A 20,064-nucleotide genomic window follows, 5' to 3' on the forward strand; every position below is an offset into this window, starting at 1 on the left:
ACTAGGGTCATTTTCTGGGTGCATCGCTCGGCCAAATTCAATCGCGATTAAAAAAAAGCGAAGAAACTTCCGCCATATAAGCTGCCACAGATTCGAGCATTCGCGCGTTGCCGCCAGAGCACACCATGAACTTATTCATCTCAATCCTCGCAGGAGTCGGCAGCATTGGACGCCTCTCCACCACTGGCGAGGCCACTGGGCATTTTACTCGATTTAATTGGCAATAAATAATATACGACTGCAGCAAAACCCGCTGCCAGAACGCCTGAGCACGAATGGCATGGGATCGACCCTCTCGATCTGACGGACGTCGTGCGATCTCGCCAGCAAAGCTCGGCTACGTACTGCGCGTCCGCTGGCAACATTCATGAGAGAAGCGGCGGTCGAAAGCGTTCGAAGGAGCTCTTTTGAGTGCCTGATGTTGCGGGCCAATCCTATCGCGTAGCCGTGGCCTTTCGTTATCAGGTGCGAGCGAAGTTCTCGCGCCTCTGAGCTGCACGCTAGGCTGGCTCACCGCGATGTCCCGGCAAGGCCTCGCTGAAGATGCCGCCCTTCCTCTACCGACGCGGCCCTCTGGAACGTCGGCCGCCACAGCGCTCCTGCCCACCCGCTACTGACGTCAATCCGCAGCCGCGCCGCCTGAAGCAATTCGACGATCAAGAATTGGTCCGCTATTCCTCAGTGAACGACATCGCGACCAACACCAGAGCCAATATGGTATCGAACCGGCCCGAGCCGTATGTGGTTTCCGCCTTGCGAAGAGCACGGACGGCTTTTAGAGCCCGGACGCGCTCCGTATGGGTGGTTCTGGTCTGGACGGCGGAATGGCAATGGGTCACAATATTCCCGTGCATAAAGTGGAGCGCTGTTAGACGCCGACAACCCTCGTTTTTCTTCATTCAGATCGGAAGTGATTGTCCATGCACTTTTTCCGCAAATCTGTTTACAGAATACTTGATCTGATTTTGGCTCCGGTCGTTTTGCTCTTTGCTCCGTTTGCAGTCCTCGTGAGCGGCCTTCGTGATAGAGCTCGCTTGTCGAGGTTTGTCTGCGACAGGTTTCAGTTCGCCATTGTGCGGCATCACTACTACGAGCCCATCCTTTTTGCGGCGGACCTGAAGCGCGATCTCTCTCTTCCGAGGCAAATTGCCGGGCTGAACTTGAACGAAGCGGCACAGCTTGAGTTGGCCGAGCAATTTAACTACCGGGATGAACTACTCGAAATTCCAACCATTCAGAAAGGACCCGGCGAATTCGGATACCACAATGGTTCGTTCGAGCCTGGAGATGCCGAATTTCTTTACAATATGATACGACACTTCCAACCCAAGCGGATCATCGAGGTCGGCAGTGGGAATTCGACTCTCATGGCTCGCCTGGCGATAGAGGCGAACAAGAGGGACAATCCACAATACGACTGTGAGCAAATCTGCATTGAACCGTTTGAGCAACCATGGCTCGAATCGGCCGGCGTGACGGTCCTAAGGAAGAAGATCGAGTGTTGTCCCGACAGCCTGTTTGAGACGCTGAGCGAGAACGACATTCTCTTCATCGACTCCTCCCACATCATTCGGCCGCAGGGCGACGTTCTGCACGAATACCTACACGTGCTCGGTCTCCTCCGCCCCAATGTGATCGTCCATGTCCACGACGTCTTCACGCCGCACGATTATCCCGCTCAATGGCTGCTTCGCGACCGCTGGCTGTGGAATGAACAATATCTTCTCGAGGCCTTCCTGAGCTTCAACGTACATTTCGAGATCATCGGCGCAGTCAATTGGCTTGCCCGTTCCCACAGAGACAGGCTGAACAACGCATGTCCGGTTCTGATGCGCGAACCTTGGCGGGAGCCAGGTTCATTCTGGTTCCGGCGAGTGAAATAGACTAGAGACCCGGCCAACCGATGATTTACCTCGGGCCAACAAGGCGGCCTGAGGCGTGATCGACATTCTCCCGCCAGACCGGGACGTTCTTCACAATTGAACTGTAGCCCCACTTTCCTTTGCCCATCCGGTTATTCGTAAAGGAAACCCCACCAACCGTTCCGCCATTGAATTGCGCAGAGCTGTAAACCGTATATCCGCCGCCCATCAGCAGGTTGCTGTCGACTTCAACATTCGAGATCGGTCCGAAATAATTGTCGATCATGACCGCCGACGTCTGCGTGTGCGTGTTGATGACCGTGTTATGCTTGATAACGATGTTGGAGTTGCCGCCATCTATCGAAATGCCATCGTAATGCGGAGAACCGGACGCAAGAAGATCGTGAATGTAGTTGTCCTGGATGAGCGTATCAGACCCTGACACACCAATTCCGTTTTCGACCTTGTAGATGTTGTTTGCGACAAAAGTCCCCTGGCCGACTATGCCGTAGGAACCATCGTTGCCTGAGCCAACGCCGTTGATCTCACAGTTCTTGATCACTGTGCCAGTCACCCCCGGCTCAATTCTCACGATGTAAAATGATGCAGAAGTCACCCTGGAGTCTGTCAAGGTAACGTTCGGTGCCTTGATGTAGACGCGACCTCTAATATCGAGTCCCGAAATAGTCATGCCGGCCTGATCTGCCACGAGGTCGCCAGAAGGCGTCAACTTGGCACTCGGGCTCACTCCCGTATTCGTTTCGTTGGGCCACTCGGACCTGGAAATCTGCTCGCTCTCGGCTGCGCGCGCAACAACTCCACTTGGTTCGGGGCTTGCTAACACAAACAATAGAAGCGCCTGAATGAAGACCAACTGCCGCATCTGGAAGTGAACCCCGACTTGCGTTCGCTATTGGGCCATCCGCTCCTTCGGCCGACCCATCTCGCCTTTCAAACCGGCGACAAGTCCTTCGACCGCTGCGCGACTGTTGTTTGGCGCTCCCTGGAGCAAGAACCTGAGCGCATACATCAGAGAAACCGCAACTCTCAGGGGCACCGACCACGGAAAATGCCGTCGCACAAAGCGAACGCAATTGCGGTGCTGGAGATAGACGGAGAGCATTGGTATGGCCGATGAACCTTTGGCTGATCCCGTCGTCGTACCTCGCTTGTGAACGACGATCGAGTCGACCGCATAGCCGAGCCCCAAGTGTCTCGCCCGAAGCCCCCAATCCATATCCTCATAAAACAGAAAATAGCTTTCATCCATCAGCCCGATCCGCTCGATGCACCAGCGGGTCACGTACATCGATGCCCCCGAAGGACTATCCATCGCGTGTTCAACGGCGGCAATGTTGCAGGACACGTTGAGAAGTTCTCCCAGGCCGATGGCAACATCTCGCGCCGCCAGCTTCTGCCAGGAAAGTCCGCCGCGAAATCTCACGTGGTCTGCGTCCAAGCTGTCGAGAATAGTGCTGCCCACCATCGCTTTCCGGCCGGACTCCGCCCGTTGGTGTAGCGCCGCCAGCGCAGACTCGGTCGGTTGGGTGTCCGGATTCAAGATCCAGACGGCCCGCCAGGTGGGTATCGCAGAGAGGGGGCGCAACCACGCGTTAATCCCGCCTGCATAGCCCAGGTTGTCGGAGGCGCAGGCAACCCACACATTTGACGACCTCGCTCGCAGAGCCAGGCGCTGAACGTCGGTAAACCGGCTGGTGTTGCAATCTATCCCGGTCCCAGAAGATTGGCCCCGCAGGCAAGGGCCTCCCTCGCCGATCAGGGCGCCAACAAGGCGGTGATACGCATCATCACCGCCATTCTCGCATATGAAGATGTCGAAAGCCGGCGAAACTGTCGCCCGCGACAACGCCAGCAGACAATCAACAATGTCCTGTGAGTTGCGATAGCCGACGATGAGCACCGCGACCTCGGAAACGAGGTTTTCCGCCAGCCCGCACGAACCGTCCGTTTCGCTAGCCTTCAAGCCGGCCGTCATGGGGCTTCCGCTCCGACTATCCTGATAGATAATATATGTTCTCGTAACTTTAAATGGTCCACGTTGCAATCTGATTTATTTGGTTTAATCTCAACTTATTTAATGCCCACTCGTAACCTCTGCCGCGGCAAGGTCCTATCGTCATGAATCTGAAGCCTTTTGCCCGTTTCGCATATGCGAACATCCCTGGCGTTGCCGCCGCGCGGTTTGCATTCAAGGATGCGGCGGCCTCATACCTTGCAAAACCCGAGTACAGGGGTGCCACGTGGACCGCGAGGGCTGATGGTTTGATCATCGACATCGGGGCGAACCGCGGACAGAGCATTCACGCGTTTAAGAGGTTCAGGCCGCAATCGAGCATCGTCGCCTTCGAACCCGAACCTCTCTCGGCCGAGCGGCTCAAAATCCGGTTCTCCGGAGATCGGTCCGTCTCGATATTGGCCTGCGCTCTAGGGGCCAAGCCGGGCACCATTACATTCTTCGTTCCCTCATACGGCTGGTGGGCATGCGATGGTATGGCGGCGACCTCCCGCAAGGCGGCGACCGAGTGGCTGAGTGATTCCGGCCGCATGTACCGTTTCGATCAGTCCAAGTTATCCGTGGGCGAACACAGGATCGAATGTCGCACGCTCGATTCCTTTGCCGTGTCGCCCTCCCTGATCAAGGTGCACGCTCAGGGGGCCGAGTTGGAGATCCTGCAAGGGTCGGAGCAGACGCTGAGGCGGCACAAGCCAGCACTGATGTGTGCCTTTGCATCGGACGAGATTTCGGAGTTCGTTTCCGACATCGGCTATAGGCCGTACATCTTTCAGAACGGACGTTTCGTGAGGGGACTGGCGCCGCGTTCAGTCACTTTCACGTGGTATTTGACTGACGATCAAAGCCGCCGCGTTCAGGTCGAAGCTGGGTCACCGAGCAAGGCGGTTCTCTCATGAGCGTCACGGTTGCAGGCGGCGAGTACGGCCTGACAAGTACGGCTTTGCCAAGAGCCGCTGAGCGATGCAGTACGCTGCCGGCTTGGCTGCTGCTGATCGGACTCATTCTGCCAGCAGCACAAGTCCAACTCTACCTCGCCGACGCGAAATTGACGATAGGTCGGATCGGTATCCTGCTTCTCATAGTGCCTGCGGTGGCAAGACTAGCCAGGGCAGGTCGTCACACACTCGCCTCTGACTATGTTGCATGTGCCGTCGCAGCATGGATGTTCGCAGCCGCCTACTACACGAGCGGGCCGAGTGCGATCTCATCGACCGGCGCCGAGAGCCTCGAGTTTCTGGGCGGTTACCTTGTAGCGCGCGGATTTTTCTTCGGACCGGCAGCAATTTACGGCTTTATTCAGCCATTCAAGATTGTGACAGCTTACATCGTCCTGCTGGCGCTTTTCGATAACCTTTCGGGCCGGCTCATTGTTCAAGAAACGTTTTCCGCCGCTTTCGGTAGCTCTGCGCTGCTCTCGCCCGACTTCAGGCTGTACTGGGTAAGAGCTGCCTCGACGTTTGACCACCCAATTCTATTGGGCACCTACTGCACTGTCGCTTGCAGCATCTTCCTGTTTTCGGAGCAACGCCCGTTGTCAAGGATGCTTTGGGCGAGTGTTTGTATTTTCGGCTGCCTCTTGTCGTTGTCCTCCGCGCCCCTATTGTCGTGTCTCATTGTCCTGATGCTCTACCTTTATAATACGGCACTGAAAGAATTCCCTGGACGATGGCGCGTGCTGCAGGTGTGTCTTGTTACGATCGTTGTCGTAATCATGGCCGTGGCCAATCACCCGCTTGGCTGGATCATCTCCCACCTGACCTTCGATCCGGTGTCAGGATACTTTCGAATGTTGATCTGGGACGCAGCTACACAAAAGATTATGGAATCTCCTTTCACCGGATACGCATTCGGCCCGCTCAATCACGACATTCTCGATACCACCATCGACTCTGTGTGGCTGGTGTTTTCGCTTCGGTTCGGACTTCCTATGATTGTCCTTCTTGTTTTGGCAAACATTGCGAGCCTCCTGCCGACGAAAAGTCGCTTCACGGACGTAACGGAGGATCCCAGCGCGCCAGGTCTGCGCATCGCGTTCACCGTCGCAGTAGTGATGCTCATGTTTACCGGGCTGACGGTCCACTATTGGAATTACCTCTGGATATTTTGGGGAGTATGCATCGGCATTAGGGCGTCGCTGCGGGAGTACTCGATGTATCAGGTCTAGCCCTGCCAGCCGGTCCAAACGCGAGGCTTTTTTAGGCGCGGCACCACGAGCAATTCCCGTCAGCGCCGAAACGTCGTGGTAAAGCAGCCAGGAAGCCTCAGAGCCGATTACGGCGTCCTTAGCCGCTCGATGGCCGGCCGCAGCAATTGCCATCCGCGCGATCCCAGCTGCCGTTTGCAGGCGAGAAGCCACCAACGACGCGATCTCGTGACCTTGGGGTCCAGCTTCGACGCAATGGACGAGAGGCGTTCCGATAATTCAACGTCTCCGTCATTGAAGGCTCGGCTCGCGCAACTGATCGCGTCGAGCGCCAAATGGCCCATCAACCAGGACCGGAGATCGTTGACGTCTGGAAGCACCGGAGGGCAGCTATCCAGGAAATGCTCAAACGCCAGCTTGCGTTGAAGGAAGTCCTGCTCTGCCGAATATCCGCCTGACATGTTGGCTGAATGTCGTCGATACACAGCCTGGATCGCATCGATAAAGCCGACAGGACCATGCGCTGCGAACCGCAACCACATCTCCATGTCACCGCTGTGCGTCAAATCCGGTAAGTATCCTCCCACTTTCTTCTGCAGGCTCGTTCGCACAATCACGCTCGGTGCCACCACTATATTTCTGGCGCCCCCGATTTTAATGAAATCTCGGCCGGACAGTATCTTTGTACCAGTCCCAAGTTCCGGAGGCGATGCCACGATCTCCTCGCGACCTTGATAAAGTGCGACCGCGCCGCCAAACGTGAGGCTGACGGAGGGGTTCTCATCCATCAGTCTCGTCGCCCTCTCAATCGCGCCGGGCATCAAGTAATCGTCCGCGGACAGCAAGATCATGTAGTCTGCAGCGGCCCAGGCGATCCCCTCATTGAAGGTGGCGATGTGGCCTTTATTGGCAGAATGCCTGTGAAACTCAACCCGAGGATCAGACCGAACCAGTTCTTGCGCAACCTGGGCCGTATTGTCTGTCGACGCATCATCAATGATGAGCACCCGCAACTCGGGTCCGCATTGCTTCAATAGGCTGTCGACGCAGTCCTTGAGGAAATGCCCATACTGATAACAGGGAATGATTGCATCGACGGAACTCACGGCGCGTCCGTTCCAATGTCGCTTATCCACTGCAGATCAACCGTTCATCAGATGGCGGCAAAGATAATGCCATCTATTTAATTGGATTTTTTGCTCTGCGCAACATATGTTTAATATTTAATTTTTGTGCTACTTATCGGCCTCTATAAATCCAGACGGGCGGCATTTGACGCATGACGGGTCTCAGCCAAAACGACCTTTCTTTACGAGGACGTGCGACACTTTGGGCACAGCGAAACTCCTGGCGGCTGCCAGGAAGCGTTAGACGCATCGCAAAGAAACTGTTCATTAGCAGTCAGTTGGCCTCCGGAAGCGACGACATTGTCGACGACTGGTCGAAGCCGCTCATGCCATACGATGCGACGGTCGCGCCGCATGCACGGGCGGCACCCGCCTCGATTCCGACCAGCAGCGTGTCGAACCCAAGCGAATTTCTTGTCTCGCCAGGCAGTGTACATTGCCTCATCGTCACTCCAGTGCTCGACGCCGGGGGCCTTGATGAATTCGTCGCCTTTCTTGCACGGCGCCTGCCCCACTTCGGATTTCGCATTACGGTTATGTGCGCACATTCATCGTCGGCACCCGTCGGACAACTGTTCACGGCCTTGCAGAGGGAAGGCACAGCGGTTATTGCCGCCTCGCCAAGCGACGCTTGCCTATGGATGGAAACGAACCGTCCTGACGTCGTCAGCGCGCACGATCCGCCCGGCTGGCTCTTGCAGGCGGCTAGTGACGCCCGCGTTCCGATCGTGGAAACGCTCCACGGCATTCCAACTCCCATCAGCACGAATTGGAGGGAGGAGCGCCAGAGATCGAAATTCGTTACCTGCTTTGTCGCGGTAAGCGAGCTCGTGAGGCGTCAGTACCTGTCGGGCAATCCGTCCTATTCTGATAGCGCGGTTATCACCATCCCCAATGCGTTCAACCAGACACACCGCCCCCTTGTGAACCGGCCAAGAGCCCGCGCCTGGCTAGGCCTCAATGACGAATTTCTTTTTCTCTCGCTCGGTCGTCACACGGTTCAGAAGAATGCATACGGCCTGGTACGGGCATTTTCCGAATTCGCAAAGGATGATCAAAAGGCGCAGCTGCTGATTGCCGGTCGCTTGGACGATGCTGTATACACGCGTCAAGTGCGTACGCTTCGCGACACGATGCCTTGCAAAGAGCGAATTCACCTCCGGCACTCGTTTCCAGATCCGTCCATCCTGCTGGCCGCCGCTGATTGCTTTGTTCTGAACTCCTTTTTCGAGGGCTGGTCATTGGCTTCCATGGAAGCCTTAAGCGCGGGGCTGCCCACAATTGTGAGTGACGTCGGCGGCGCGCGTGAACAACTCGGTATGGACGGCAGCCGCGGATTCGTTGTGGCGAACCCGGTTGGCGATCCCGAAAGCGCAAATTGGCACAGCTCGAGTCTAATGCGATTTCAGCCACAAAAAAATAAGGATGAACTCGTCTCCGCTATGAAGTCAGTCGTCGCACACCGAGAGTACTGGTCAGGGGTACGCGGACAACTGTCTGCGGATTCAAAAAGCCGCTTCGATCCTGTCATATGTTCCAAGCGGCATGCGGAGATCCTTCTTCAGGCGATTTCACGATCTATGGTCAAGAGTGAATTCGCGGATTGTGGTCGCCCGTAGTCGACGCCCCGACGAGTATCGAGCGCTTCCGGGACTCGAGCGGTTCGCCTCGCAGTCATCGCCCTGCTAGCTGATCAGCCGGCTCTTCTTCCAATTGATCTTCGGCTGCGCGGTACGTTCACCAGTCGGCTCACCCGCCATAATGTATTGCTTTGCCAGGTGATGGGTCAGGAATCCAAGGGTAAGTCCATCCAATATCTTGGATTTTGGACCTTCAAGGCCTGTGATCAGACCATCTTTGACGATCAGATTTGTATCATTGAGAAGCTTAACGGCGGTGTCCTCGACAAAGAACTTCAAATGGGTGCGGTCAAGAATTCCCGAATCTGCGTATTCAAATCGACGCTGGAAAAGCAGCGGAAGGGTCACGCTCAGATGCGCGATGTTCGGAACAGAAACAATCACGCGCCCACCATCCATGAGCAGATTTCTGGTGATAGCCTGAAGCGTACGAGTTGGATCCGGGACATGCTCAAGGACATCAAGCAACAAGATCAGGTCAAACTTGCTAGCCACCCGTGATATCAAATGGTCGATGTCTCCGATAATCGCGACATCGGCATGCTCTTGCAGGTCGGCCTCGAGTGCTGGATTGAGCTCGACTCCGCATGTTGTGGCAGCGGGGTAGATCGACTTAAGCCACATCAGAGTGAAGCCTGCGCCAGGTCCCACTTCAAGTATCCGAGAGGCGCGGCTAGGCAGCAACGACCGTATCTCGCGGCGAGAGCGGCTATAGTAATTTTTCGCAGCCGAGCCCTGCGCAACACCAACGCGTCCCTGCATTTCGCCGATTTCAATTCTTCTGGAGGCTTCCAAGCTCATTGAACGACGCTCCCTCTGGAAACCTCCATTTGCTCCATTCCGTGATTTTCGCGAGCAAACGGCTTCAGCGATTCACGCCTTGTGGCGGTTACAACAAGGTCGGGCGCAAGTATGGGAGACAGGAGTTGCAACATCGGACCGCTTCGATGGGGAGCGCGCCTTTCGATCTTCTCGATCGCTAGACCGGCCCGCGCACACCAACCTTGAATTTTTCCGATTGTGGTATTGTGGATCCCTACAGCCTCGAAGCTCCCCCAGCGCTGAAAGACGTTGCTGGTCTTCGCGCATTCCCAGGCATAACGAAGCGACGGTCGATTTGGCGCGCTTATGATCACCCTTCCGTCCGGAGCCAGGAGATCGACAAATAGCCTAAGCAGATGTGCCGGATCACGAACGAATTGCAAAACATCGACGAAAAGCAGCCGGTTGAACCGCTCTGCTGCAATCTTTGCTCTCGCCGTCAAGACGTCCCCTAACACCACCTCAGCCCCGAGCTGGGCCAGGCCGTTGCCCACAACGGGGTCGAGGGGAACAGCCACCACGCGGTTTCCCCTCTCCAGCAGTCGCCGCTCGTTTGCGGCGGAGCAGGATCCAATCGATAGTACGGCAGCGTTCTTCGGTACGCCGGACAGCACTTCCTCCCTGGCCGGCTCGTAATAATCCTTCGAATACATGCTATGCCAGAGCCTAGTCTCGACGCTGAATAGCGGAACCGCGTTGTTTCCCTCACGCGCGATCTGCATCAGGACGGATAGTTGTGCGTCCAATTGTTGGCGATCGACGCCGAGCCGGTTGATATACTTGTTCGGTAAATGGTGAGCTGAGAAGTCATCGATATTGGAGATCGGTATCAACTTCTTGAAACCGCACTGCGTGTATGGATCAGTCGCAGCAGTGCACGGCAGGTCGTACTTGCCTTGGTGAGGTCCGACCACAAACCCGCCGGACGCAATTGCTCTCACAAGCTGCTGCCGGGTGAGCACATAGCTGGCGGCATGCTCGTTGGTAAAATGAGCAAGGTAGTAATTTCCCCTGATCTTTACCGACGTGCAGTCCCAGTGGAAAGAGCCATGGGCCTGCGGATAATTCAGTTCGCCGTTTGACGCTTTCTCGACGAGCATTAATCCGGCAACTTCGTCCTCATTCAAGACTGAAGTCACGTCCAGAAAAGCTCGGATGTTCCTTTCCGTTATCAGGATATCGTCTTCGGAATAGATGAACAGGTCATACTGATCAACCCGCGCTGCAAATAACTCCTTGTGCGCGAAGGGAAGCGACCAGGGATTCTTATTGGGAAGGCCAACGACACACTGGATGCCTGCTGCCGGCTTCTTGTCAATGTTGGAGATGATTATGACGTCCACGTCGAACGACATGGACTGGTATTCCTTAATCACTCGATCCAGGTAGGTGTTATTGGCAGTCCCATAGCTCGCGATCACGACCAAAAGCCGCAATGCCTTTTGATCGGCGATCCTCGAGATCATCGGTCCAACTCTGCCCGCACCGCAGCAGCCACCCTCAAAGTATCCTCCGCGTCCATCTGCGCATAAATGGGCAGCAAAATCGACCAATCCTGGGCGAGTTCGGATTGACGCAGATCCTGCCCCTGGGGGTGGCTCGAATAGGGCTGCTCACGGTGGGCGCACATGATACCGCGGCGGGTCGCAATGCCCTTATCGAGGAGATGTTGCATAACGATGCGTTGGTCGAGGCGATCAGGGAGACGCACGCAATAGCTCTGCCAGTTGGATCGGGCCCACGCCGGCTCGGTTGGTAACCGCAGGCCTTCCAGATTGCCGAGCTGTTCGGCATATTTAGCGGCGACCGCTCGTCGGCGTGCTACCAGTTCTGGAAGTCGCTCGAGCTGTCTGCGCCCAATTGCAGCCTGCATATCGGTCATTCGGTAATTGTAGCCGAGAACGACGTACTCCTCGAAGATCACAGACGACGAGTTGTGACGCACCGTATCCGGAACGCTCATGCCGTGCTGGCGCAGCAGCTTGAATTTACGATCGAGCCCCGCATCCGCGGTGGTGAGCATTCCACCCTCACCGGTCGTGATCACCTTTCGCGGATGAAAGGAAAAGCACGCAATGTCTCCACGCGGCTTGCCGATCGGCTCCCATTCCCCGTCTATCCGGATCTGCGATCCGGCGGCACAGGCCGCGTCCTCGATCACGGCGATCCCGTGGCGGCGCGCTATAGCCATGAGCGCTGCCATATCACACGGCATGCCCATCTGATGGACCGCGATGATCGCGCGCGTGCGCTCGGTGATGGCCTCCTCCAGCCGAGCGCAATCCAAATTGTATGTCTCGGGATCGATATCGACAAAAACCGGAGTGGCGCCCTGATGTCTGATGACGTTCGCGGTCGCAATGAAGGAATGGCTGACCGTGATCACCTCGGCGCCGGCGCCGATATCCAACGCTGTCAGGGCGAGTTGCAGGGCAGTCGTACAGTTGGAGACGGCACAGGCGTGCGGCGCGCCAACAAGTGCAGCGAACTCGCGCTCGAACGCCGCCACCTGCGGACCTTGCGACACCCAGCCCGACAGCACGACCGCGCGCGCAGCGTCAGCTTCTTCGTCCGCAAGCAGCGGCAGAGCGATCGGAATCACGATGCCGCCGCCTGTCGCTGGCGGTCCGAACCGAGGTCGCGTTCGGATCGCCACCATTTCACGAGATCGGCGAGCCCCTGCTCAAGCGAGACCGTGGTGCGGAAACCCAGCAAACGCTCTGCCTTGCCCGTCGAAGCCAGCCGTCGCGGCACCGGATTGACCGAGCGCTCCGGCGCGAATTGGGGTGTCAAGCCACGGTGTCCCATCACGGACGCAAGCACCGTCGCCAGCTCGGTCAGGCTGGTTTCAGTGCCGCTCCCGACGTTGAAGACCTCATCAGTAACCTTTGCCCTGGCTCCAAGGATGTTGGCACGCGCGATGTCGCGGACGTGGACGAAATCCATGGTCTGACGGCCATCACCAAAGATAATGGGCGGCACTCCGGCTTCCAAGCGCTCCATCCAGCGGATCAAGACCTCGGTATACCGTCCGTGGATATCCATCCGGCTGCCGTAGACGTTGAAATATCGGAATGCCACATAGTCGAGGCCGCTTACATCGTTGAAGGCCCGCAGGAGCCCTTCGTTAAACGCCTTGGCGGCCCCATAGAGCGTTCGGTTATTGTACGAATTCTGCCGCTCGGTCGTCGGAAACTCCTCGGCCATGCCGTATACAGATGCCGAGGACGCTGCGATGATCTTCTCGATATCGTGCTTGATGCACAGCTCCAGCAGGTCATAGGTGGCATCCACCATGACTTCCTTGGCGAGGCGTGGTTCGGCTGCACAGTGAGTGATGCGGAGTGCGGCCTGGTGAAAGACGATATCGGCCGCCTTGACGAGCGCTTCCATCAGCTTGCGATCGCGTATGTCGCCGTGAACCAATCTCACCGGCCCGCGCCCGAGCGCGCGCCGGAGATTTTCCGGCCGGCCTCGGATCATGTTGTCTATGGCAACAATCTCGATACAGCCCTCGTCGCAGAGCTGATCAACGATGTGGGAGCCAATGAATCCGGCCCCGCCGGTGACCAGAACGCGCTTTCCCTTGAGATCAATCAAGACGCTCTCCTGTTGTGGAACCATGTCATGACGCTTTGTGGATGCTCCGCCCGGTCGCTGAAGGCGTCGCTGGGCCGCAGGACCGCCCCGTTCCTCAATGTAGCGACAACTTCGATCGCCTGTTCCGGCAGCATCTCCGGATAGATGGGAAGAGAGAGGAACTCGTTCGCAAGCATCTCAGTGACGGGGAGATCACCGGCACGATAACCGAGCTCGGCATAGGCTCTTTGCAGATGCACCGGAACGGGATAGTGGATCCCGGCTCCAATGCCGGCATCACGCAATAGGGTCAGCGCGTCGTCGCGCCGCTGCAGTCTGATCGCATAGACGTGATACACGTGACGGGCGTGGCGGGGCGGCTGGGGACGCGCGAATGGGAGATCGGATAGCAGTGCATGGTATCGCTCAGCGAGCGACCGACGCGCTTCCGTCCAACGCTCGATGTAGTCCATCTTGACGTTCAGTATCGCGCTTTGAATCTCGTCCATGCGATAGTTGTATCCGGGGATGACGTGGTCGTATTTCGCCTCCTGCCCCCAATCCCGCAGTAGTGACACGTGTCGCGCGAAGTCAGGCCGATCGGTTACGACCGCCCCACCCTCGCCAAACGCTCCAAGGTTCTTGCCGGGGTAGAAGCTGAAGCATCCCAGATCGCCAATCGAGCCTGCGCGGCGTCCCCGGTATTCCGCGCCGTGCGCCTGCGCGGCGTCCTCGATGACGACCAGACCGTGACGGCGTGCGATCGCCATTATCGGATCCATGTCGGCCATCAACCCGTGGAGGTGAACCGGCAGGATCGCTTTGGTCCGCGGCGTTATGGCAGCTTCAATCAAGCCGGGATCCATCGTCCACGTTACCGGGTCGACGTCGACAAACACCGGCCTGGCGCCGCTGTAGAGAATGGCCGCGGTTGTCGCGACGAACGTCATGGATACCGTGATGACTTCGTCACCGGGACCGACGCCCGCTGCAAGCAAGGCAAGGTGAAGCGCCGAAGTGCCGGTGTTCACCGCGCGGCAATGGGCAGTCCGGCAATAATCCGCAAAGCGCCCCTCGAAGGCCGTCACCTCCGGCCCGAGCACAAAGTGCCCGCTGCTGACGACCCTCGCTACGGCGGCGTCGATTTCCGGCTTGATCTGGCTATATTGGGCTTTCAAATCCAGGAAGGGGATCAAGATTCAAGACCTTGGATTGGAGAAAATTATAAAACAAATTAACTCTCACTATTCAATTTAATCAAGCATTAAATTATACGACATATATCTCTCGATTTAAAATGGTTTATGGAGCGAGACTGACGAGCTTCGATCGCCCAGAACGGTGTTTTCAGTTCCGGACAGAACCCGAGCGGGCACTCCGGCGACGATGACGCCGGGCGGAACGTCCTTCGTCACCACCGCACCCGCGCCTACGGCGGCACCCGCACCGATCGTTACACCGCACAGAATAGTGGCGTTCGAGCCGATGGAGGCTCCCTTGCCGACATGAGTGCGCTGCAGTGTCCAGTCTGACGCTTGCTGAGGACGACCATCCGCGGTTGTTGCCTTCGGAAATTTGTCGTTCGTGAACATCACGCCATGCCCGACGAACACTTCGTCCTCGATTGTGACGCCCTCGCAGATGAAGCTGTGCGACGATATCTTGCAACGCGCACCTATCTTTGCCCCAGCCTGGATCTCGACAAAGGTTCCGATCCTGCTCTCGTCACCGACGGCGCAACCATACAGGTTGACCAGGTCAGGATGCAGAATGCGGACATCGCGGCCAAGCTCGGTGTCCTTTATTGGCATGTCAGTTCCTCGTCTCTACAGTCAGGCAAGCCTTCACAGTACCGGGCGTGACGGAAGCAACCGGGGCGCCATCTCGGCAAGACCTGCTGCCGCTTGACGAAGGTGCTGCAACAGAGGATGCCTTGTCGCGATCAGTCCCCACAACCAGCAGAAGGCGGCGACCACCAACGCTGACATAAGCCCTACCATGAGATTAAGAGTTCCCGTCCCGATCAACACCGCACAGGTGGCTGCGCCCGAGGCGGTCGCCATCGTGACGACACCGCTTTTCAGCAGGGCACGGAAAAATTCGCCCGGCCGCAGCGCCAGATGCGGACTGAGATAGTATATCGCCACTGCTGCTTGGAATGGCAACGTCAGCAAGGCGCACGCTGCGACTGCCTCCACGCCAAGAAAGGACGCACCCAGGAGGGCAAGGAGCGATGGCGGCAACGAGATGAAGGACGAGACAAGCGCGTCGCGCACGCGACCAACTGCCACGAATACAGGATACGTCAGACACGCAGCGAACAGCGCCAGATTTGCAAGGCAAAGGATTCGCACTAACGGCACGACTTCCAGCCACGCTTCACCCAGCCAGAGCAAAACGATCGGTCTTGCCATAATCGCTATGAACGTGAGGAATGGCCACTGCACGGCGGAAAGCAGTTGGACCGCGTCAAGATATACGCCCTTCAGGTCCGCCCCGGCTGCACGCCTCGTCACGATCTCCGGCATGATGATCGGATTCAGCACCTGCGTGACGAGCCTGTCGAACACCTGGGTCAGGATCATCGCCCGGCTATAGAGACCGACAGACGCAAAATCGAGAATTCTCGCAAGAAAGAGCTGGGGTGCAAAGTTGTAGAAGATATTGATGGCGCTGACGCCGCTGGAAAAGAGACCGAACCGAAGGACGTCTCGGTATTCGGACAGCGAAGGACGTAACACGCTGAAATCCCGATACGAGTTCAACAGAATGGCCGTGAGAACCATGCTCCCTGCCACCCCCCCCCAGATCGGAGCCATGTAGCTGAAGTTCATTACCGCCAGTCCGATCGAAACCAGCGCGATCGTCGTGTTGCTTGCAAGATTGCAGATCGCGAGCGTCCCGAACTGCATGTCACGGCGAAACAAGGCGGCCAACGTTCCGGAGACCGGTAGAAGGAGAAGGTTGAGCGCAGAAACCTCGATACCTCGCCTCAGACTGTCCTGCCCAAACAGTTGCGATATGACGTCGGCCAAGGCCAACAGGATCAGCGCAACTGCCAGTGAGATCGCCCAGGTGATAGTGAACGCTGTGCGGATAGTCCCGCGCGATAGCTCACGTTTCTGAATCAGGTAATTCGCGCCTCCAAATTCTTGAAAAGCGGCCGCGATCACGGCGGTGAGCGCATTGACAACCGCGAAGACCCCGAACTCGCCCGGCGCCAGCAGACGCGAAAGTACTGCGGTCGAGACAAGGAACAGCACAAGACTCGCATACCGGTCCACCGCAGAAAACAAGACTGAACGCTGTACTGAGTTCATTGCGACTCCGTCGCGGGGCTCGGCGGGCGAACAGCCACGACCAAACCGCCAATTAAGCCGTGGCCCGAGCCCGCTCCGGTAGCCTGCCCGGCAACTGCCTGATCGCGACTGGTTTGCCCTGTTCGGCGATCGATCGCGAAGCCGCCTCAAGCACCTCGATAACTCGCAGCCCAGACATGCCGCTGGAAATCGGCTGTCCGCCGGTGCGCACGCAGTCGATAAAATGCTCGACTTCCGTTTGCAGCGCCTCCTTAGGCGAGATATGCGGAGCCCACATGTCGCCGGCGCGATATCCGATCCGAAATTGATGTGCACTTTCGGGAGGCCTATCAAGGATAATTCCCTTGTCATAGACCTTCACCTTTTCGGTCGGCTCGAGATCGTCGTAGACGATCATCTTCTTGCTGCCACCAATGAACGTCTGGCGCACCTTGACGGGCGACAGCCAGTTGACGCTGACGTGGGCCACGCATGCGTTGGGGAAGAACAACGTGATGTGGGCCATGTTTTCCGGCGAACCCGCGACATGGCACGAGCCCGTTGCCGAGACCGCGACCGGCTCCTCATCGAGGATATGGTTGATGATCGAGATGTCGTGCACCGCCAAATCCCAGATCACATTTACGTCATTTTGAAACAGCCCGAGGCTAGAGCGTATGCTATCGTAATAGTAGATGTCTCCGAGCTCTCCCTTCACCAAGAGCTCACGGATCTTCTGAACCGCTGGCGTGTAGAGAAAGGTGTGATCGACCATCAACGTCAGTCCACGCCGGTCCGCTTCGTCGATCAAGCGGGACACGAGCTCCGTGCTTGGCGCCAGGGGCTTCTCGACCAACACGTGCTTGCCAGCTCTCAACGCCGCAATTGCCAGCTCGTAATGCGTGTGTACCGGCGTAGCGATAGCGATTGCATCAATCGAGGCGTCCTTCAGCAGATCGTCATATCGCGGTGTGGTTGATACCCCCGGATAGACCTGCCTTATGGCGCCGAGCCTGCCTGGATCAAGGTCGCTGACGCTGACGACGCGGGCGTCCGGACTGATCGAGAAGTTGCGAACGAGATTAGGGCCCCAATAGCCATATCCCACGACCCCGATTCCCACTTGGCTATCTCGCATACTGACCTCGATCTATTCGGGGGTTTACGCCGCAATACGTTATGTCCGTGCCGGCATATCCTGCCATATGCCTCGCGTATCGATCACGTCGAGGTGCCGCCGCTCTGCCAACGGCACCATTTTGAACTCATCATGATCGACGAGGAGAATCGCGATCTCGCAACTGCGCAGGGCTTCCTCGATATTCACGAATGCGACACGATGATCGGCCAATTGAGGAGGCAGACGGCGCAGATTCGGCTCAACAACCTTGATCCGTTCGCCGTATTTTGCCGCGAGATGCGTGGCTATCTCCATGGCCGGGCTTTCACGCACGTCGTCGACATTGGCCTTGAAGGTCAGCCCACAACAAGCAACGTTCGCATAGGGATGATCGTCGATCAGTGCCTCCGTGCGCTCGATGATCTTCTGCGTTTTGGCGTTGTTCACTTCTCGGCTTGTTCGCATCACACGCGCAAGGTCCGGCGCTGAGTCGATGATGAACCAGGGGTCGACCGCAATGCAGTGCCCGCCCACTCCAGGTCCCGGCCGCAATACGTTTACGCGAGGGTGGCGGTTGGCGATATCGATCACTTCCCAGACGTTGATATCGAACCTGTCGCAAATCAGCGAGAGTTCGTTGGCAAATGCTATGTTGGTATCGCGAAAGGCGTTCTCCGTCAGCTTGACCAGTTCGGCCGCACGCGCCGTAGTACCGACGCAAGTGCCGCGAACGAACATCTTGTAGAAGCGCTGAGCACGCCGCGTGCAGGTTGGCGTAATCCCGCCGATGCACCTGTCATTGTTGATAAGCTCGGTCAGGATCCGTCCCGGCAGCACGCGTTCGGGACAGTATGCGACGTAAATCGCTCCATCTTCCTTGCCGTTGACACCTATGTGCAACTCTGGCCTGCGTTCAACGATCCGCTTTGCGATGGCCTCTGTTGTCCCAATCGGCGATGTCGATTCAAGAATAACAAGATTTCCCGGCGCAAGAAGATCCACGATACTGTCGACTGCGGCATTCACCATTGACAAGTCTGGACGGTTCTCGTGATCGATCGGTGTCGGCACTGCGATGATGAACACGTCCGCAGGCTGCGGCTTTCTGGCCGTCGTGAGCGCACCACTCGACACGACCTTGGAAACAAGCCCATCTAGATCGGGCTCGGCGATGTGAATTCTGCCGGATGTAACGGTGTCGACGATGCGTTCATTGGTATCGATACCGACCACCTGCAGCCCTCGGCTCGCAATCAGCGCTGCGGTCGGCAGTCCGATATAACCAAGTCCAACGACATTGATCTTTTGGAATTCAGGCATCGAGAAGCACTTTCACGATCCGCTCGCTCGCGTGCCCGTCACCAAACGGATTATGCGAACGCGCCATGGCAGCATAAGTCTCGTCGTCGTCGAGGAGACGAAATGTCTCCGCAACGATCCTGTCGTAGTTCGCACCGACCAGGCGCGCCGTTCCCGCTTCTACTCCCTCGGGACGCTCGGTTGTCTCGCGCATTACCAGGACTGGCTTCCCGAAGGTGGGTGCCTCTTCCTGTACGCCGCCTGAATCTGTCAGGACCATATAAGACATCGAGAGCAGGCTCACAAAATCCGTATATTCCTGAGGGGAAATAAGGACAACCCGCGGATGGTCCGAGAACCGAGACGCAAACATGTCGCGTACATTCGGGTTCGGATGCACGGGGAGCACCACGGCAACGTCCTCCCTGCGCAGGATGGTCTCCAACGCGTTCGCGATATTAACGACGCCGCCGCCGAAATTTTCCCTGCGATGGCAGGTCACCAGGATGATGCGCCGATTGCCGTGACGCTTCTTGATGCCGTCCCATCGGCACGAGAGCCCTGGATCGGATTCGACCATGGCTTTCGCGAGGATGAGAGCGTCCACCACCGTGTTTCCGGTAACGTGAATGCGGTTATCGGAGACATTTTCAGCGCGTAACGCACGCGCCGCGCGCTCTGTCGGGGCAAAATGTTGATCGGCGATCGAGCCGACGATCTTGCGGTTCACCTCCTCGGGCCACGGCGCGAAGATGTCACCGCTGCGCAGCCCGGCCTCGATGTGCGAGACCGGTATACGGTGATAATAGGATGCCAGTGCACCGGTCATGGCAGTCGCCGTGTCGCCTTGGACAATAACCCTGGTGGGCTTCAATTTTTCGAGGAGTTCGCCGATTTGTCCGAGCAGTCGAGCGGTCAGATGATCGAGAGTCTGATTGGTCGTCATGACGTTCAGATCAAAATCCGGGACCACTTTGGCCAACTTGAGGACTTGATCAAGCAAGTGTCGATGCTGTGCAGTCGCACAGATCGTTACGGAGATGTCCTTGCGCTTCTCGGCCTTGAGCCGGTTGATGACAGGAAAGAGCTTGATTGCTTCCGGCCGCGTTCCCAGAAGAATGAAAAAATGCTTACGCAC

At 57.2% G+C, this 20,064-nt stretch carries 17 protein-coding genes; 4 read left to right on the top strand and 13 right to left on the bottom strand.

Annotation, left to right across the window (positions count from 1 at the left end; genetic code table 11):
- Window positions 1–920: 920 nt before the first annotated feature.
- Window positions 921–1,883: a class I SAM-dependent methyltransferase gene (locus C7G42_RS29225; protein ID WP_106952374.1), complete on the top strand. Its 963-nt coding sequence runs from the start codon at window positions 921–923 to the stop codon at window positions 1,881–1,883.
- Between the two features lie 25 nt (window positions 1,884–1,908).
- On the opposite strand, the gene C7G42_RS29230 is transcribed toward C7G42_RS29225, so the two are convergent.
- A complete protein-coding gene (locus C7G42_RS29230; protein ID WP_106952375.1) occupies window positions 1,909–2,745 on the bottom strand; it encodes a right-handed parallel beta-helix repeat-containing protein in 837 nt (278 codons plus the stop codon).
- 27 nt (window positions 2,746–2,772) lie between these two features.
- Window positions 2,773–3,858: a glycosyltransferase family 2 protein gene (locus tag C7G42_RS29235; RefSeq protein WP_106952376.1), complete on the bottom strand. Its 1,086-nt coding sequence runs from the start codon at window positions 3,856–3,858 to the stop codon at window positions 2,773–2,775.
- Window positions 3,859–4,001: 143 nt separating this feature from the next.
- On the opposite strand from C7G42_RS29235, the gene C7G42_RS29240 reads away from it, so the two are divergent.
- On the top strand, window positions 4,002–4,793 hold the full coding sequence (locus C7G42_RS29240; RefSeq protein WP_106952377.1) for an FkbM family methyltransferase: 792 nt from the start codon (window positions 4,002–4,004) through the stop codon (window positions 4,791–4,793).
- Window positions 4,790–6,061 carry an O-antigen ligase family protein gene (locus C7G42_RS29245; protein ID WP_106952378.1) on the top strand — a complete coding sequence of 424 codons (1,272 nt, stop codon included), beginning with the start codon at window positions 4,790–4,792 and terminating at the stop codon, window positions 6,059–6,061. The genes C7G42_RS29240 and C7G42_RS29245 overlap by 4 nt, the downstream gene beginning before the upstream one ends.
- 107 nt (window positions 6,062–6,168) lie before the next feature.
- Here the strand turns inward: C7G42_RS29245 and C7G42_RS29250 are convergent, their stop codons facing one another.
- Entirely contained in the window at window positions 6,169–7,146 is a 978-nt protein-coding gene (locus C7G42_RS29250) for a glycosyltransferase family 2 protein (RefSeq protein ID WP_106952379.1), read from the bottom strand.
- Between the two features lie 173 nt (window positions 7,147–7,319).
- On the opposite strand from C7G42_RS29250, the gene C7G42_RS29255 reads away from it, so the two are divergent.
- Window positions 7,320–8,786 carry a glycosyltransferase family 4 protein gene (locus tag C7G42_RS29255; protein WP_106952380.1) on the top strand — a complete coding sequence of 489 codons (1,467 nt, stop codon included), beginning with the start codon at window positions 7,320–7,322 and terminating at the stop codon, window positions 8,784–8,786.
- A 66-nt stretch (window positions 8,787–8,852) separates the two neighbouring features.
- Here the strand turns inward: C7G42_RS29255 and C7G42_RS29260 are convergent, their stop codons facing one another.
- From C7G42_RS29260 to wecB, 10 genes are all read right to left on the bottom strand, one after another.
- The gene (locus C7G42_RS29260) at window positions 8,853–9,608 is read right to left on the bottom strand and encodes a class I SAM-dependent methyltransferase (RefSeq protein ID WP_245428039.1); all 756 of its coding nucleotides are present in this window, start codon (window positions 9,606–9,608) and stop codon (window positions 8,853–8,855) included.
- Window positions 9,605–11,095 carry a class I SAM-dependent methyltransferase gene (locus C7G42_RS29265; RefSeq protein ID WP_106952381.1) on the bottom strand — a complete coding sequence of 497 codons (1,491 nt, stop codon included), beginning with the start codon at window positions 11,093–11,095 and terminating at the stop codon, window positions 9,605–9,607. Before C7G42_RS29265 ends, C7G42_RS29260 begins: the two co-directional genes overlap by 4 nt.
- Window positions 11,092–12,288: a DegT/DnrJ/EryC1/StrS family aminotransferase gene (locus tag C7G42_RS29270; RefSeq protein WP_106952382.1), complete on the bottom strand. Its 1,197-nt coding sequence runs from the start codon at window positions 12,286–12,288 to the stop codon at window positions 11,092–11,094. The genes C7G42_RS29265 and C7G42_RS29270 overlap by 4 nt, the downstream gene beginning before the upstream one ends.
- Window positions 12,228–13,229, bottom strand: coding sequence for an NAD-dependent epimerase/dehydratase family protein (locus C7G42_RS29275; RefSeq protein WP_106952383.1), 1,002 nt, complete (start codon window positions 13,227–13,229; stop codon window positions 12,228–12,230). Before C7G42_RS29275 ends, C7G42_RS29270 begins: the two co-directional genes overlap by 61 nt.
- Window positions 13,226–14,404 (bottom strand): DegT/DnrJ/EryC1/StrS family aminotransferase, encoded by a 1,179-nt coding sequence (locus tag C7G42_RS29280; protein WP_106952384.1) that lies wholly within the window; start codon window positions 14,402–14,404, stop codon window positions 13,226–13,228. The genes C7G42_RS29275 and C7G42_RS29280 overlap by 4 nt, the downstream gene beginning before the upstream one ends.
- Before the next feature lie 96 nt (window positions 14,405–14,500).
- Window positions 14,501–15,019 (bottom strand): acyltransferase, encoded by a 519-nt coding sequence (locus tag C7G42_RS29285; protein WP_106952385.1) that lies wholly within the window; start codon window positions 15,017–15,019, stop codon window positions 14,501–14,503.
- 33 nt (window positions 15,020–15,052) lie between these two features.
- The gene (locus tag C7G42_RS29290) at window positions 15,053–16,528 is read right to left on the bottom strand and encodes an oligosaccharide flippase family protein (RefSeq protein WP_199581205.1); all 1,476 of its coding nucleotides are present in this window, start codon (window positions 16,526–16,528) and stop codon (window positions 15,053–15,055) included.
- Between the two features lie 52 nt (window positions 16,529–16,580).
- Window positions 16,581–17,645: a Gfo/Idh/MocA family protein gene (locus tag C7G42_RS29295; RefSeq protein WP_106952387.1), complete on the bottom strand. Its 1,065-nt coding sequence runs from the start codon at window positions 17,643–17,645 to the stop codon at window positions 16,581–16,583.
- A gap of 39 nt (window positions 17,646–17,684) precedes the next feature.
- On the bottom strand, window positions 17,685–18,947 hold the full coding sequence (wecC, locus tag C7G42_RS29300; RefSeq protein ID WP_106952388.1) for a UDP-N-acetyl-D-mannosamine dehydrogenase: 1,263 nt from the start codon (window positions 18,945–18,947) through the stop codon (window positions 17,685–17,687).
- Window positions 18,940–20,064 carry a non-hydrolyzing UDP-N-acetylglucosamine 2-epimerase gene (gene wecB, locus C7G42_RS29305; protein ID WP_106952389.1) on the bottom strand — a complete coding sequence of 375 codons (1,125 nt, stop codon included), beginning with the start codon at window positions 20,062–20,064 and terminating at the stop codon, window positions 18,940–18,942. The genes wecC and wecB overlap by 8 nt, the downstream gene beginning before the upstream one ends.

The sequence above is a fragment of the Bradyrhizobium sp. MOS003 genome (assembly GCF_003020125.1).
GTDB lineage: Bacteria > Pseudomonadota > Alphaproteobacteria > Rhizobiales > Xanthobacteraceae > Bradyrhizobium.

Excerpts from the sequence above, each read along its gene's own strand:
- C7G42_RS29290 (WP_199581205.1), bottom strand. The coding sequence starts at position 16,528 with ATGAACTCAGTACAGCGTTCAGTCTTGTTTTCTGCGGTGGACCGGTAT.
- C7G42_RS29255 (WP_106952380.1), top strand. The coding sequence starts at position 7,320 with ATGACGGGTCTCAGCCAAAACGACCTTTCTTTACGAGGACGTGCGACA.
- C7G42_RS29245 (WP_106952378.1), top strand. The coding sequence starts at position 4,790 with ATGAGCGTCACGGTTGCAGGCGGCGAGTACGGCCTGACAAGTACGGCT.
- C7G42_RS29225 (WP_106952374.1), top strand. The coding sequence starts at position 921 with ATGCACTTTTTCCGCAAATCTGTTTACAGAATACTTGATCTGATTTTG.
- C7G42_RS29285 (WP_106952385.1), bottom strand. The coding sequence starts at position 15,019 with ATGCCAATAAAGGACACCGAGCTTGGCCGCGATGTCCGCATTCTGCAT.
- C7G42_RS29265 (WP_106952381.1), bottom strand. The coding sequence starts at position 11,095 with ATGATCTCGAGGATCGCCGATCAAAAGGCATTGCGGCTTTTGGTCGTG.
- C7G42_RS29230 (WP_106952375.1), bottom strand. The coding sequence starts at position 2,745 with ATGCGGCAGTTGGTCTTCATTCAGGCGCTTCTATTGTTTGTGTTAGCA.
- wecC (WP_106952388.1), bottom strand. The coding sequence starts at position 18,947 with ATGCCTGAATTCCAAAAGATCAATGTCGTTGGACTTGGTTATATCGGA.
- C7G42_RS29235 (WP_106952376.1), bottom strand. The coding sequence starts at position 3,858 with ATGACGGCCGGCTTGAAGGCTAGCGAAACGGACGGTTCGTGCGGGCTG.
- C7G42_RS29270 (WP_106952382.1), bottom strand. The coding sequence starts at position 12,288 with ATGGTGGCGATCCGAACGCGACCTCGGTTCGGACCGCCAGCGACAGGC.
- C7G42_RS29240 (WP_106952377.1), top strand. The coding sequence starts at position 4,002 with ATGAATCTGAAGCCTTTTGCCCGTTTCGCATATGCGAACATCCCTGGC.
- C7G42_RS29260 (WP_245428039.1), bottom strand. The coding sequence starts at position 9,608 with ATGAGCTTGGAAGCCTCCAGAAGAATTGAAATCGGCGAAATGCAGGGA.
- C7G42_RS29295 (WP_106952387.1), bottom strand. The coding sequence starts at position 17,645 with ATGCGAGATAGCCAAGTGGGAATCGGGGTCGTGGGATATGGCTATTGG.